A 13983-nucleotide genomic window follows, 5' to 3' on the forward strand; every position below is an offset into this window, starting at 1 on the left:
GCTGGTGCTTGGCACCAGCGCAATTCTCGTTTAACCCGCTATTGGCCGGCGTTCAACTCGAATTGAGCGGCCGCCGAGAAGATCATCCAGCGTTGGATTGCCGCCGAAAGCCGGCGTGGCTCCTGGTCAGCCAGATGGCGCGCCGTTGCCATGATCAGCCTCCTGGCCTGCTCCCGGCTCCGGGCTTCCAAGCGGACATCATTACCGGCGAGGGCCAGATATCGGCAGAGTATCCCCGCGAACAGGTTGCCGTCTCCCCCGCTGTTGAACGAGAGGACCCCGGCAGCAGTTGACAGCGATTTCGTGGTGGCATCGATCAGTACTTGAGCGTGAGCCAGATCAGCAGGCTCGCCAAGCTCAAGCAATGCCCCGAGCACCAGGCCCTGGTTATAGGTGTAGACCGCTGGTTCCACGGCGTGTCCCTGCGTGGTCAACCGAAGTCCGTCCAGATACAGTCCTCGCTCCACGCTGAACAGATTCTTTTCCAGCCACTGGAGAAGCTCTCGCGCGGTCTCTTTCTCCCCGGTACGGGCAAAGAACAGTGCCGCCGGCGCGTTGGCTGGCGTGTTCTTGAAATCCCGCTTTCTGGACCAGTACAGGCCGCCGTCCAGCACCCCATCCATGCCGGCATGGAGCTGCCGTCCCAGCGTCCGAACTGCCGCCTCGGCAGGACGGCTCCTGTGTCCCGTCACCAGCTGCGTGAACTCTGACAGGCGGCCGCTGGCCAGGGCAAGCCAAGCCATGTCGTCGAAGAAGTAGTTGGGCAAGATCCCGAAGTTTCGAATTCGAATGCCGCGCAATAGGCCGTTGGCCCGGGCAAGCGCTTCGCGCGCCCGGTGTTCGTTGCCTTCGTCCCAGTACGATCGGCCCTCATCGATGATGGCATCCAGATAGTGCGCCTGCCACCAATAGTTCCACTCCGCAAGCGGGTGCGCGAAACCATTGAGATTGCTGAGCATGCTTCCGTCGCGCAACCGATGCGCTCTGCTGTAGCTCTGTCCAATCCACGTTCCGGGCAACCCCATGAGGCGATGCCCGAACCGCTGGTGGGTGTCGATCGCGGCTTGGTGCGCCAATTCCTGCATGGACTCCATGGTGCCTTCCGATTCGAGCTTCATCAGTTCTTGTCACAGACCTTAGTGCATCCGGAAGCATCATGCTGGTACCGGTTAAAGAACTTGAGCTGTCCCGAAGGACAGCTCAAGTTCATATTCTGGCCGCGGCTATTTCCCGCCCGGGTTCAATCGCTTGAGAACACCAGTGATGACCTTCTTATCGACAGTCGGCCACATCGGCGGCAGGGTAGCTTTCAAGAAGCTGCCGTACCGCGCCGTGGCCATGCGCGAATCAAGGATCGCCACAACGCCCTTATCCCCGACCGAACGAATCAAGCGCCCAGCACCCTGGGCCAGGCGAATCGCCGCATGGGTGGCGGCAACCTGCATGAAGCCATTTCCGCCATGCTTGGCCACGTCCTCGGAACGGGCCTTGGAGATAGGATCATCCGGGCGCGGGAAAGGAATCTTGTCGATGATGACCAGCCGGCAAGAATCGCCTGGCACGTCCACGCCCTGCCACAAGGTCATGGTTCCAAACAGGCAGGTGTCGCGTTCGCTGCTGAACTGTTCGACCAGCGACTTCATGCTGGCTTCACCCTGGCACAAGATTTCCACGTCCAGGCGCTCGCGCAAGATGCTTGCCGCTTCCTCGGCGGAACGCTTGGAAGTGAACAGCGCCAAGGCGCCGCCACCGGAGGCCTTGATGAGATCTTCGATCTCATCCAGCGTCTCCGCCGCCAGTTGGCGTCCTGGCTTGGGCAGGTGCTTGGCCACGTAGAGGATGCCCTGCTTGGGGTAATCGAAAGGGCTGCCAACATCTACGCCGGTCCATGATGGAGCGCCGGCGCCCATCAGGCCCAAGGAGCCTGCTACCGAGTCGAACTGCGAGCCAATGGCCAAGGTGGCGCTGGTCAATACGACCGTGCGCCCGTCGAAGAGGCCCTCGCGCAACTTGCCGGCCACCGACAACGGTGCCACGTTCAAGGTTGCAGGCTGGCTCTCATCGGCCTCGACGTAGCCCCGGCCTTCGACAAACTCCCGCGGACGGGTGGTGTACAGGACCTCGCGGCGTTCTTCGGATTCGAGCATGCGAATCGCATCATCCATCACTGCCTGCAGCTGGGAGCGGGCAGTCTGGCGGCCGCCATCGGCCGGTGCATTGGCTTCGGGCTTGGACAGCGCCAGAGCCAGCCGGGCCTGCTCCACGATGTCGTTCAGGGCAATGCCCATGTCTTCGCGCAGACCATGTTCCAGCAAGCCTGTCGGCAACCCGGTCAACGACTTTTCCAGGCGGTTTGCGGCCTTGACCATCTCATCCGCATTGATACCGCAATGGCGCTTGGCACCGCCAGCGGCGGTAAGCACCATGCGCGAGGAGAGCGCGCCCGAAACCGAGCTGGTCACGCGATCTTGCAGTTCGTGGGCCTCATCGATGATCGCGACTTCGAAGTCCGGGAGAACCGAAAGCCCCTCGAAGGCCGAAACCGCCAGCAACGCATGGTTCGTAATGACCACGTCGGACTCGGCGGCACGGGCACGCGCCATTTCCGAGAAGCATTCGTCCGCCATCGGGCACTTCTGCGAGCCGAGGCACTCCATGGCCGAAACCGAGACCTGCTTCCAAGCCTTGTCACTAACCCCGGGCACCAGTTCATCGCGGTCACCCGTGTCGGTCTCTTCGGCCCATTCACGCAGTTTCATTACTTCGCTAGCCAGCGGCGAGTAAGTGGTGCCGGCAGGTATTGCCGGCTCGTCCATGGAAAAAAGAGTGCCTTCGTCATCCGGGTATCCGCCGCCGAGCTTGTACTGGCACAGGTAGTTCGAGCGCCCCTTGAGCAGCGCGACATCCATCGGGCGCGAGAGCTTGCCCTTGAGCGAGTCGAGTAATCGCGGTACGTCACGGCCGACAATCTGCGATTGCAGCGCCAATGTCGCGGTGGAGACGATCACTGGCTTGGCGCTGGTTTGCGCGTGGGCCAGTGCCGGAATCAGGTAGCCCATGGACTTGCCCGTTCCGGTACCGGCCTGCACCAGCAAATGCTTTTCGTCTTCCAACGCGCTGACCACGTGCTTGACCATTTCCTGCTGGCCGGTGCGCATGGCGCCGCCCATGGAAGTGACCGCGGCCTCCAGGAGCCCCAGGGCCTGCTCTTGCTTATCATCCATGAAGGTTGAAGGTCTCCAACTCTGCAGCAAAGGAATCGCGCACCTTGACGATCAGCCGGGTGCCCTCCTCCAGGTGTTCGCTTTCCAGGATCTCGGATTCGCTCTGGTGCAGCTTGGCGATCAAATCCCCCCGGTTGTAGGGAATGAGTACCTCAAGCTGGACTCCGGGGCGTGGAATCGAGGAACTGATCTTTTCCAGCAGCTCCTGGATGCCTTCACCGGTATGCGCAGAGACAACCACAGTGTTGGATTCCTTGTTGCGGATGCGTTCGATAACGAACGGATCAGCCACATCAGCCTTATTCACCACGATGATCTCTGGGATGTTCAACGCGTCGACTTCGCCGAGCACGGTGCGCACGGCCTGGATCTGCCCTTCGGGATCCGGATGGGACCCGTCAACGACGTGCAGGATGAGATCCGAATCGGCGATTTCCTCCAAAGTGGAACGGAAGGCTTCCACCAGCTGGGTCGGAAGGTTGGAAACGAATCCCACGGTATCGGCCAGGGTGTAGGTCAGCCCGTCTTCGGTCGCCGACTGGCGAACAGTCGGGTCCAGGGTAGCGAACAGCGCGTTCTCCACCAGCACACCGGCGTTGGTCAGTCGGTTAAGCAGCGATGACTTGCCAGCGTTGGTGTAGCCGGCAATGGCTACGGCCGGAACCTCATTGCGCTTGCGGTTGGCACGCTTGGCTTCGCGCGCAGGCTTCATGGCCTTGATCTCGCGGCGCAGCTTCGCCATGCGGTCGCGAATGCGGCGGCGGTCCATTTCAATCTTGGTTTCACCCGGTCCACGCGAACCGATACCGCCACCGGCGGCACCCACGCGGCCACCGGCCTGGCGGGACATCGATTCTCCCCAACCGCGAAGGCGCGGCAGCAGGTATTCGAGCTGGGCCAGTTCAACCTGCGCCTTGCCCTCTCGCGACTGGGCATGCTGCGCAAAGATATCCAGGATCAGGCTGGTGCGGTCGATCACCTTGACCTTGACGATATCCTCCAGGGCGCGACGCTGCGAAGGAGCCAGCTCTGCATCGACAACCACGGTATCGGCGCCAGTGGAAGCAACAATTCCGCGCAGCTCTTCAGCCTTGCCCGAGCCGAGGAAAGTCGATGGGTCCGGCTTGCTGCGACGCTGCACCAGCCCGTCCAGGACCTCCGAGCCGGCGGTCTCTGCCAAAGCGGCGAGCTCACGCAGGGAATTCTCGGCGTCGGTGACGGTGCCGTCGCTCCAGATGCCAGCCAGCACGACGCGTTCCAGGCGCAGCTGGCGGTACTCGACTTCGGTGACGTCTTCCAGTTCCGTGGACAGGCCTGCGACGCGGCGCAGCGCACGGCGGTCGTCCAAATCTTCCTGGTCCCCGTCGAAATGGGAGAGGCCGGAGGAAAAACGGTTCAGTGCAGAGGCTTGCCCGGCGAAGATGGAACTCTCTTCTTCGCCGAAGTGCTGGACCTGCGGGCTCTGCGCATCGTCGGCTGCGAGGATTCTATCGATGGCGGCCTGGATCTGGGCATCATCCATAGATGCCGAATCGTGCTCGTGTGACTCGGAGTTAGTCATGGTCTCCTTAGAAGTACTTCGCTTTCCAGAATAGTGCGGGTGGGCCCCACTTTGCGACGTGGCGCGTTCAGTTTCGGTTGGTTCATCAAACATTCGTGGTCCTTTGCAAGGGGTAAAGGTCTATGAGCAGACAGGTGAATGCATGGTTACCGGTGAGCAAAGGCGAATGCGGGGTTCCAAAAAGAAGAACTGCCAAGAAGGGGAAATGACTTTGCTGTCTGCTGATTCATGCAGGTGGGCGCGCAAGAAGTGCACGGCCACCTCGTGGAATCGCGGGTAACCAAGAGGATTACGTATTAGACGAAAATGAAAGTCATAGGGAAAACTCTATCAGTGATATCGTGTCGTGCCTATATCGCTTTGCTCACGTTGGCGACCCTGTTCTTTGGGGTAACCGTACTGGGCGATAAACTTTGCCTATGACCTCGGATCACTACTTCACCGCCAGCCCGGCCTCGGCAGACGAACGTCGCACCATCGAAGTCGAGCTCAATGGCTCGCTGCGCAAAGTGCAGACGGCCTCCGGCATTTTCTCCCCTGCCGGGCTGGATAAGGGCACAGCGGTATTGCTGCAGTACGTGCCGGCCCCTCGCGGACGCATCCTGGATATCGGGTGCGGCTGGGGGCCCATCACCTTGGCCGCTGCCGAGCAGTCCCCGCAGTCCGAGGTCTACGGCGTCGACGTCAATGAGCGTTCCATCGATCTGGCCCGCTTGAACGCCACGGCGTTGGGCTTGCCCAACGTTGTTGTCGGCACTCCTGAATCCGTGGATCCGAACCTGGAATTCGACACCATCTGGTCCAACCCGCCCATTCGCATCGGCAAGGATGCCCTGCATGAGCTGCTGATGCTGTGGTTGCCCCGTTTGGCGCCGGGCGGCGAGGCCTGGATGGTGGTGCAGAAGAACCTTGGCAGTGACTCGTTGCAGAAGTGGCTGGTTGAGCAGCTTCCCTCGGAGTGGAAGATCACCCGCGAAGCGACCGCCAAGGCCTTCCGCGTGCTGAAGGTAGCGCGCCCGGCCTAGAGGACCGAAGGCAAACCGCAGATCCGCTAGCCGAGCCAATCTGCGGTTCTGCGAACAACCGGATCAGTTCTACTGCGCACCGAGGATCCCGCGTGCCACCAGATCCGCGGGGCCGCTGAGGATCGTATCTTCTCCGCCGCTTGCATTGCCGCGGAATTCAACGCCGACCACGCCGCCTGGCACCGCAACAGCCCACTGGTTGATCAGCGCGGTGCTGCGCGCCCAGTAGCGTACGGCAGCTGCAGCCGCGCAGGCACCGGTACCGCAAGAGAGGGTCTCGCCTACCCCGCGTTCATGGACGCGCATCTGGACCTGGGCAACTCCGTCTTCTTCAATCAGCGGTTCGGATGGAACCACGAATTCCACGTTGGTGCCGTGGGCAGGAACGGGAGATACCTCTGGTGCCTGGAACAGGTCCAATTCTTCGAGCATTCGGGCATCGGGCAACGCCACAACGGTGTGCGGGTTGCCCATGGTGATGCTCAAGGCCGGCAGGGCCTGTTCCCAGCCACGCGGCTTGACCATGGAGTCCACGGATTTTTCGTCCGCGTCCTGCTCGAAGATCAGGCCCCAAGGACCCAGATTCACTGCGTAGCCATCGACCAGGCGGGTAATTTCCTTGACCCCTGCACGGCTGCCGATCTGGAAGCTTTGCCCCACCTGGAGGCTCACCAGCCCCTCGGCAATCAGGTAGTGCGCGAAGGCACGCACGCCATTGCCGCACATTTCGGCGATGGAACCGTCGTTGTTCCGGTAATCCATGAACCAGTAGGCCTTGGGGTTCTCCAGGAACTGCTCTTCGTATCCCGGAACCTTGGAGGTTGGCACGGCACGGATGAGCCCGTCGCCGCCAATGCCGAAGCGGCGATGGCATAGGGCCGCTACCTGTTCGGGGGTGATGTCGAGCTTTGCTTCAGGGTCTGCAACCAGTACGAAGTCGTTGCCGGTAGCGTGGCCCTTGGCAAAATGTTGTCCAGCCAGCTGTCCTAGTTCGGTGCGGTACATCTATGCTCCTAGAGTTTTCCTGCGTATGTTGGCTAGCCAATGATCTTCAGCGTTTTTTCCAGCAGTCCCGGTTCGATCGGATTCAGCCAGTTGACCCGCTGGTCTGCATTGAACCAGGTGATCTGCCGTCGCGCGAACTTGCGCGTGGCGATGATCGTCTGGTCGATGGCTTCGGCTCGGGTGATCAGCCCATCCAAATAGTCAATGTACTGCTGGTACCCGATGGCACGCGAAGCGGTCTTGCCTTCGCGTAATCCTTGTTCAAGAAGTCCTGCGACTTCTTCGGCTAATCCCATGGCATCCATCTTGTGCACGCGGGCCTCCAGGGCTTCGTGCAATGCATGCCGGTCATAGTTCAAACCGATCTGGATTGCCGGTGCGGCATACTCGCGTTGCGGCATGAAGGAGCTGAAGGCCCGTCCGGAAATCTCGTAGACTTCAAAGGCCCGGATCGCGCGGCGCAAATCCAGGTTGCGCCCAGCTGACACCGGGTCCACCTCGGCCAAACGGCGGCGCAGGGGTCCGTCGCCTTCGGCCTCGACCTCAGCCTCCAGCCGTTTCCTGACCCCGGGATCCGTCGGCGGGAAATCGATGACGTCAAGTGCTGCGCGCACATACAGTCCAGAGCCGCCGACCATCACCGGAATCTTGCCGCGGGCCTGGATTCGGGCGAAGTGGTCGCGGGCTTGGGCTTGGAAGGCCGCGACGGACGCTTCCTCGGTGATGGCCATGGTGTCGAGCAAATGATGCTCGATGCCGCCACGTTCATCCACCGGCAGCTTCGCGGTGCCGATATCCATGCCGCGGTAGAACTGCAGGGCATCTGAATTGACGATTTCCCCGCCCAGTTCCCGGGCCAGGGCAATAGCCAAATCTGACTTGCCGGTGCCGGTGGGGCCGACGATGGCGATGACCGGCAGGTTCGAATTGGTCATGTACTTAGCTACGCACTTTCAAGGTTGGCATGCCCAAGCTCGTGCGGCCGATGGAACCGTTCGCAGCTGGGGAAGGTACCCCGCAGCTTTCGGCTTGGGCACGGTCCCAGGCATCCCCGGCACGCGAACGGCGCAGGGAGTACTGGTCAGCGGTGGGATCAGAAATCAGGTGGAATGATGCCACTTCGGTAATAGGCAGGGTGACCAGATCGCCTGGGCGCGGGGCTTGGGCTCCGTCAGGCACAGAGAAGTGCACCAGGCGCTGGTCCTGCGAGCGTCCGGACAGGCGGCGAGTTTCCCCGGGCTTGCGTCCGGACTGCTCGGTGGCCATCACTTCTACGGTACGGCCCAGCTGCTTCGCATTCTCTTCCTTGGCAATGCGGTCCTGGAGCGCGGTCAGTCGCTCGTAGCGTTCCTGGACCACGGCCTTGGGCAGCTGGTCTTCAAGTTCGGCTGCCGGTGTTCCCGGCCGCTTGGAATACTGGAAGGTGAATGCCGAGGAGAATCGCGACGCTTCAACCACGTCGAGGGTGGCTTGGAAGTCCTCTTCGGTTTCGCCCGGGAAGCCAACGATGATGTCGGTGGTGATTGCCGCATGCGGGATGCGTTCGCGAACCTTTTCCAGGATGCCCAGGAATTTCTTGGACCGGTAGGAGCGGCGCATTTCCTTGAGCACCCTGTCCGAGCCGGACTGCAGCGGCATATGCAGCTGCGGCATCACGTTCGGGGTCTCGGCCATGGCATCGATGACGTCATCGGTGAAGGCCGCTGGGTGCGGGCTGGTGAAGCGCACGCGTTCGAGTCCTTCTATTTCGCCGCAAGCGCGCAGCAACTTGCCGAAGGCCAAGCGGTCTCCGAATTCCACGCCGTAGGAATTCACGTTCTGGCCCAGCAGGGTCACTTCGATGGCCCCATCATCGACCAGGGCCTGGATTTCGGCGAGGATCTCGCCCGGGCGGCGATCGCGCTCCTTGCCGCGCAAGGATGGGACGATGCAGAAGGTGCAGGTATTGTTGCAACCCACGGAAATGGAGACCCAGCCTGCGTACACGGATTCGCGTCGAGTCGGCAAGGTGGATGGGAAGACATCCAGTGATTCCAGGATCTCCAGTTGCGCCTCCTGGTTGTGGCGCGAGCGGGCCAGCAGCGTAGGCAACGAACCGATATTGTGCGTGCCGAACACCACGTCTACCCATGGGGCTTTCTTGACGATCGTGTCCCGGTCCTTCTGGGCAAGGCACCCGCCGACGGCAATTTGCATATTGGGGCGTTCGGCCTTCAGGTTCTTCAGCAGGCCCAGATGCCCGTAGAGCTTGTTGTCTGCGTTTTCACGCACTGCGCAGGTATTGAAGACGACGACGTCGGCTGCTTCTTCGGCCAGCTCTTCGGATTTGCGGCTTAGGCCCGCATCTTCCAGGAGACCGGAGAGCCGCTCGGAATCGTGCACGTTCATTTGGCAGCCGAAGGTACGTACTTCATAGGTACGGGGTAGTTCTCCACTGCCGATGTTGCTCAAGGTATGTTGCTCAGTCACTCTTCAAGATTACCGAAGATTGGGTACTGCTGAAATACAGGTGACCCTGGGACGCGCTCCGGCGTGCTGTTCGCAGCGCGTGCCCGCTAATCGCCGGATTCACCGCTTCCCTCGGAAGGGTTAGGATTGAATTAGACTATCAACTAGCCAATTCGGCCTATGAGAGAGATTTCCGTGGAAAACCATTCACCCCGCCCACAACCGGAACCCGAGAAATCCCGCCCATTGCGCTTGTCACGCGGCATGAAGGTCTTCCATATCTGGATGGCCGGAATATCCGCACTTTTCCTTTTCGCCATCCCGATCGCCATCGGCCTCCTCCCGCCGATGGACCACGAGACCGATGACCTGCTGTTCAATATCGGTGTTGGCTCGGTGCTTGCCGGGATCGCCGCCTTGATCCTGTGGGCATACCAGGGCATTGACGATTGGCTTGGACGCCGCAGCAAAGCACCTGCCCAGGATCCGAAGCGCAATCAGTAGCGGCTACCGAAGCGCTCTTCCCATTCTTCGCGCGCGACCTTGAAGGCCAAGCCGCCGTTGTAGCCTTTACGCCCCAGCATCCCTACTAGTCGGCGTAATGCCCTATCCCGATCTGCGCCCATGGATTCCGGGCGCAGTTTCGCGCGAACCAGTTCACGGGCCCGCTGCTCCTCGGCCTCATCATCAATCTGCTCAAGCGCTTCAGCGGCCAGTTCATCGTCCACGCCCTTGGTGCGCAGCTCGCGCTTGATCGCCCCACGGGCCAAACCGCGCGAGCGCGCGCGGGCAACTACCCACGACTTCGCAAAGCGTTCATCATCAACGAGATTGATCTCGGCATACCGGTCGATGACTTCATCAGCGATATCCTCAGGGCATTGGTTGTCAAGAAGCTTGTCCTTGAGCTGTTTCGCGGTCTTGTCGCTGGCTGTGAGCTGGCGCAGCAAAATGCCACGCGCCTTTTCCCGCCACTGGTCATCGCTGAGCTCTTCGGGCTCCCCGGCTTCGCGCGCCGCTTTTCTCGCTTCGCGTGCTTCGCGGCGTTCCTGCTTCGAGGGTTTGGCCGGTGCGGGCGCGGCAACAATCTGTTCCATCGCCGCACGCAGCTCTTCAACACTGCCCGGTTTCCTGGATTCCTCCGGGAAGCTGGCAATGGTGCGGGAGGTGCTGCCCGCTGGCATGGCTGGGGTTGCGGCGCGCCGGGCGGCGCGTTCCCGCCTAGCTGATTCCTCAGCCGCTTGTGCTTCCACTTCTTCCGGGCTGGGTTTTGCCCAGTCCGGCATGTCCTCGGGATCCCCCTGGAACTCTTTGGAAACGGACGTAGCGTCCGACCCGGAATTCTTTCCGGGTCGGACGCTACGTCGCTGGAAGCCTGGGGCCACTACTTATCGCCCTCGACGACTCGCAGTTCGGTCTCGTCTTCTTCAACTTCTTCCTGTGGCAGAACGCCGAGCTTCTGCAAGATCTGGCGCTCGAGTTCGTCGGCCAGATCCGGGTTGTCGCGCAGGAAGCGGCGGGCGTTTTCCTTGCCCTGGCCCAGCTGGTCCCCGTCGTAGGTGAACCAGGCACCGGACTTCTTGACCAGGTTATGCTCGACACCCATATCGATGAGCGAACCTTCGCGGGAGATGCCGTGGCCGTACAGGATGTCGAATTCAGCCTGCTTGAAAGGAGGAGCCATCTTGTTCTTGACGACCTTGCAGCGGGTGCGGTTGCCGACCGCATTGGTTCCCTCTTTCAGGGTCTCAATGCGGCGGATGTCGATGCGGACCGAAGCGTAGAACTTCAGCGCCTTGCCGCCAGTGGTGGTTTCCGGGCTGCCGAAGAAGACGCCAATCTTTTCACGCAGCTGGTTGATGAAGATTGCGGTAGTCTTCGAGGCCGAGAGGCGGCCGGTGATCTTGCGCAGAGCTTGGGACATCAAGCGGGCCTGCAGGCCGACATGGCTGTCACCCATTTCGCCTTCGATTTCGGCACGTGGAACCAGTGCTGCCACGGAGTCGATGACGATGATATCCAGCGCGCCGGAGCCCACGAGCATATCCATGATTTCCAGAGCCTGCTCGCCGGTATCCGGCTGGGAGACCAGCAGTGCGTCGGTGTCGACGCCCAGCTTCTTGGCGTATTCCGGATCAAGCGCGTGCTCAGCATCGATGAATGCCGCAACGCCGCCGGCTTTCTGCGCGCTGGCGACTGCATGCAGGGCAACCGTGGTTTTACCCGAGGACTCAGGGCCGTAGATTTCAACCACGCGGCCGCGTGGCAGGCCGCCAATGCCAAGGGCGACATCCAAGGCAACCGAACCGGTAGGAATTACTTCAATGGGTGCACGGGTTTCATCGCCCAGGCGCATGACCGAGCCCTTGCCGTAGGCCTTGTCGATTTGGCCCAGGACAGCCTCTAGCGCCTTTTCCCGATCATTTTTTGCTGCCATGGTTCACCTTTGCTCTTGCAAGCCTGCTACGTACTTGCTCATGAATTTTGTCCTGCAATAGACAGTATGCTTGCCCACCGACACTTTGGACTCCGATAGCCCTCAAGTGTGGACAGTCTCAGTGCTTAAGTTCTTGGTGCAGTTTCCTGCGTTGCTTCTAGGATAACCCTATCCGAACAGGTGTTCGAAATTCAACACGGCATGTTCGAAGATCCAGTGCCGGGACTTTCGAACGGAGTCGCTACGATTCCTTCGGCTCGATATCCACGCCAAGCCAGCGTTCGGCCGGAATGTCTTGCGCCTTGCACAGGGCTTCCCAAATCTGCTTGGGCTTGATGCCCTTGTCCAGCGCCTGCGCGGCGGTAAGGCTGCCAAGTTCGGTAAGGGCCATGGAATCGGCCAGCACGTGGGAGTACCGCGCGCCGAACTCGTTTTCCATGTTGCGCCAGAAATCGCTGATTTTCACCTAATTATTCTCCCACGCATAGGCAAGGAGCCCACGCATTTCGCGCAGGCTCCTTGCACGGCTGCCGGCAGTCTCGATTACTGAGTAGCGGTAGCCCTAAAAAATTTGGTTCTAGACCGAGGCCAATGGCTTGTTGCCGCTCTTGGCCGCAAACTCGTTGGCCATATCCGTAGGGACGGTATCCGGGATAGCAATGCCCTCTGCCAGGGCAACGCGCTCGGATACTTCACGGAGCATCAGGGACAATGGGATTTCCAGCGCCACGCAGATCGAGGAGAGCAGCTCCGAAGAGGCTTCCTTCTGGCCACGCTCAACCTCGGACAGGTAGCCAAGGGAAACACGTGCGCTATGCGAAACCTCGCGAAGGGTACGTCCCTGGCGCTGACGGACGTCGCGCAGAACATCGCCGATTTCATGACGGAGTACTACCATTTTGTGCTCCTCCTTCTCGGGCTGGACCATATGGGCTTCTCCCATATCGCGCCAACGGACGACACCATTGACAGTTACGGGTTGCTTGACCATGAATTTAGCCTCTGCTCCTAGGTCCATCTCGAAGATCTAATCAAATACGGGGGCCATTCTTGCGGCCCTGCAATTCGTACAACGACAGGTCATACGATTTTGTTCCCGTACATTCACCCTAATCACTTAAATGCGACCTACGCCATATATGCCGTGATTTTTGCGTAACATCTCGGGAAGAAGAGTATTTCGCGTCTTACTGTGAAGAAGCTTTATCCAAGATGGCAGCGAACTGGTGGAGTGCCGCCAGGGTGCTCTGCTCGCGGATCTGTGCCCGGTCTCCCACGAAGTGGTGGACTTCGGATCCCGAGTCAGCGCCCATGGCCCACCCAATATACACGGTTCCCACCGCCTTGCCATCGTGCGGGTCCGGTCCAGCGACCCCGGTTGCAGAAATCGCCGCGTCTGCACCGCAGGCACGCTGCGCCCCTACGGCCATCTGCCGGGCAACCTCGGGATCCACCGATCCGTTGGAGGCAAGCAGCATCTCGTCGACGCCCAGCAGCGATGACTTCACCGCCGAGGAATAGCTGACAACTCCCCCGCGCAGCACCGCCGAGGCGCCGGGCACCTCGGCCAGGCGCGCGGCAATCATGCCAGCGGTCAGCGATTCGGCCGTAGCCAGCTGCACATCGCCTTCAATGGCCTTGGCGATCACCTCGGGTGCCTGGGGCTTCATGGTGCCGGCCCTACTTCTGCTTCTTGGCCGCGGCTGCCAGCTGGCCGGCCTTGACCAGGTATTCCAGTCCGGTGACCACAGTGACGGCCAGGGTCAACAGCATCAGGTACCACGCCACGGTGCCCAGCCAGTCAATGGTGTGGGTGTAGGGCAACAGGTACAGGCCGATCACGATGGCCTGCAACACGGTCTTGATCTTGCCGCCCATATTCGCGGCAATCACGCCGTAGCGGATGACCACCACGCGCAGCAAGGTGATGCCCCATTCGCGCACCAGGATCACGATCGTGACCCACCAAGGCAGCTCGGCCAGGATCGAGAAGCAAACCAGCGCCGAACCGGTGAGCAGCTTGTCGGCGATCGGGTCCGCGATCTTGCCGAAGTTGGTTACCAGCCCGCGGCTGCGCGCCAGGTCCCCGTCGAGCTTGTCGGTGTACATGGCCACCACGAAAAGTCCCAGCGCGACCCAGCGCCACAGGCCTTGCTCGTGGTTATCGGCCATCAGGGCCCAGACGAAGAAAGGCACCATGATGATGCGGATGGTAGTGAGCACGTTGGCGATATTCAGCGTCGGTACCGGTGGCTGGGCACTGCGGCCAGCTTGCTCGCTCAT

At 60.8% G+C, this 13983-nt stretch carries 14 protein-coding genes; 2 read left to right on the top strand and 12 right to left on the bottom strand.

Going from position 1 to position 13983, the window contains the following annotated elements:
- Positions 1–38 precede the first annotated feature (38 nt).
- From ACP3TE_RS01715 to hflX, 3 genes are all read right to left on the bottom strand, one after another.
- A complete protein-coding gene (locus tag ACP3TE_RS01715; RefSeq protein WP_426735007.1) occupies positions 39–1118 on the bottom strand; it encodes a glycoside hydrolase family 76 protein in 1080 nt (359 codons plus the stop codon).
- Between the two features lie 105 nt (positions 1119–1223).
- Positions 1224–3224 carry an ATP-dependent DNA helicase gene (locus ACP3TE_RS01720; RefSeq protein WP_426735009.1) on the bottom strand — a complete coding sequence of 667 codons (2001 nt, stop codon included), beginning with the start codon at positions 3222–3224 and terminating at the stop codon, positions 1224–1226.
- Positions 3217–4878 carry a GTPase HflX gene (gene hflX, locus ACP3TE_RS01725; RefSeq protein ID WP_402696344.1) on the bottom strand — a complete coding sequence of 554 codons (1662 nt, stop codon included), beginning with the start codon at positions 4876–4878 and terminating at the stop codon, positions 3217–3219. Before hflX ends, ACP3TE_RS01720 begins: the two co-directional genes overlap by 8 nt.
- 326 nt (positions 4879–5204) lie before the next feature.
- On the opposite strand from hflX, the gene ACP3TE_RS01730 reads away from it, so the two are divergent.
- Complete coding sequence (locus ACP3TE_RS01730; protein WP_426735011.1) at positions 5205–5810, top strand: class I SAM-dependent methyltransferase; 606 nt, start codon at positions 5205–5207, stop codon at positions 5808–5810.
- 69 nt (positions 5811–5879) lie between these two features.
- On the opposite strand, the gene dapF is transcribed toward ACP3TE_RS01730, so the two are convergent.
- The 3 genes from dapF to miaB are packed head-to-tail and all read right to left on the bottom strand — an operon-like array spanning position 5880 to position 9284.
- Positions 5880–6815, bottom strand: coding sequence for a diaminopimelate epimerase (gene dapF / locus ACP3TE_RS01735; protein WP_426735013.1), 936 nt, complete (start codon positions 6813–6815; stop codon positions 5880–5882).
- A 32-nt stretch (positions 6816–6847) separates the two neighbouring features.
- Positions 6848–7750: a tRNA (adenosine(37)-N6)-dimethylallyltransferase MiaA gene (gene miaA, locus ACP3TE_RS01740; RefSeq protein ID WP_105658163.1), complete on the bottom strand. Its 903-nt coding sequence runs from the start codon at positions 7748–7750 to the stop codon at positions 6848–6850.
- A gap of 4 nt (positions 7751–7754) precedes the next feature.
- Positions 7755–9284 (bottom strand): tRNA (N6-isopentenyl adenosine(37)-C2)-methylthiotransferase MiaB, encoded by a 1530-nt coding sequence (gene miaB, locus ACP3TE_RS01745; RefSeq protein ID WP_426735014.1) that lies wholly within the window; start codon positions 9282–9284, stop codon positions 7755–7757.
- 159 nt (positions 9285–9443) lie between these two features.
- On the opposite strand from miaB, the gene ACP3TE_RS01750 reads away from it, so the two are divergent.
- Complete coding sequence (locus tag ACP3TE_RS01750) at positions 9444–9767, top strand: hypothetical protein (protein WP_146112308.1); 324 nt, start codon at positions 9444–9446, stop codon at positions 9765–9767.
- On the opposite strand, the gene ACP3TE_RS01755 is transcribed toward ACP3TE_RS01750, so the two are convergent.
- From ACP3TE_RS01755 to pgsA, 6 genes are all read right to left on the bottom strand, one after another.
- Entirely contained in the window at positions 9761–10549 is a 789-nt protein-coding gene (locus ACP3TE_RS01755; protein WP_105658166.1) for a regulatory protein RecX, read from the bottom strand. The two genes, ACP3TE_RS01750 and ACP3TE_RS01755, sit on opposite strands and share 7 nt — an antisense overlap.
- Positions 10550–10647: 98 nt before the next feature.
- Positions 10648–11700: a recombinase RecA gene (gene recA / locus ACP3TE_RS01760; RefSeq protein WP_105658167.1), complete on the bottom strand. Its 1053-nt coding sequence runs from the start codon at positions 11698–11700 to the stop codon at positions 10648–10650.
- A gap of 241 nt (positions 11701–11941) precedes the next feature.
- On the bottom strand, positions 11942–12166 hold the full coding sequence (locus ACP3TE_RS01765) for a DUF3046 domain-containing protein (RefSeq protein WP_105658168.1): 225 nt from the start codon (positions 12164–12166) through the stop codon (positions 11942–11944).
- 111 nt (positions 12167–12277) lie between these two features.
- Positions 12278–12691: a helix-turn-helix domain-containing protein gene (locus tag ACP3TE_RS01770; protein ID WP_105658240.1), complete on the bottom strand. Its 414-nt coding sequence runs from the start codon at positions 12689–12691 to the stop codon at positions 12278–12280.
- 196 nt (positions 12692–12887) lie between these two features.
- Complete coding sequence (locus tag ACP3TE_RS01775) at positions 12888–13370, bottom strand: CinA family protein (RefSeq protein WP_105661877.1); 483 nt, start codon at positions 13368–13370, stop codon at positions 12888–12890.
- Between the two features lie 10 nt (positions 13371–13380).
- Positions 13381–13983 carry a CDP-diacylglycerol--glycerol-3-phosphate 3-phosphatidyltransferase gene (gene pgsA, locus ACP3TE_RS01780; protein WP_332487900.1) on the bottom strand — a complete coding sequence of 201 codons (603 nt, stop codon included), beginning with the start codon at positions 13981–13983 and terminating at the stop codon, positions 13381–13383.

This window comes from Glutamicibacter sp. 2E12, assembly GCF_050030965.1.
Lineage (GTDB): Bacteria > Actinomycetota > Actinomycetes > Actinomycetales > Micrococcaceae > Glutamicibacter.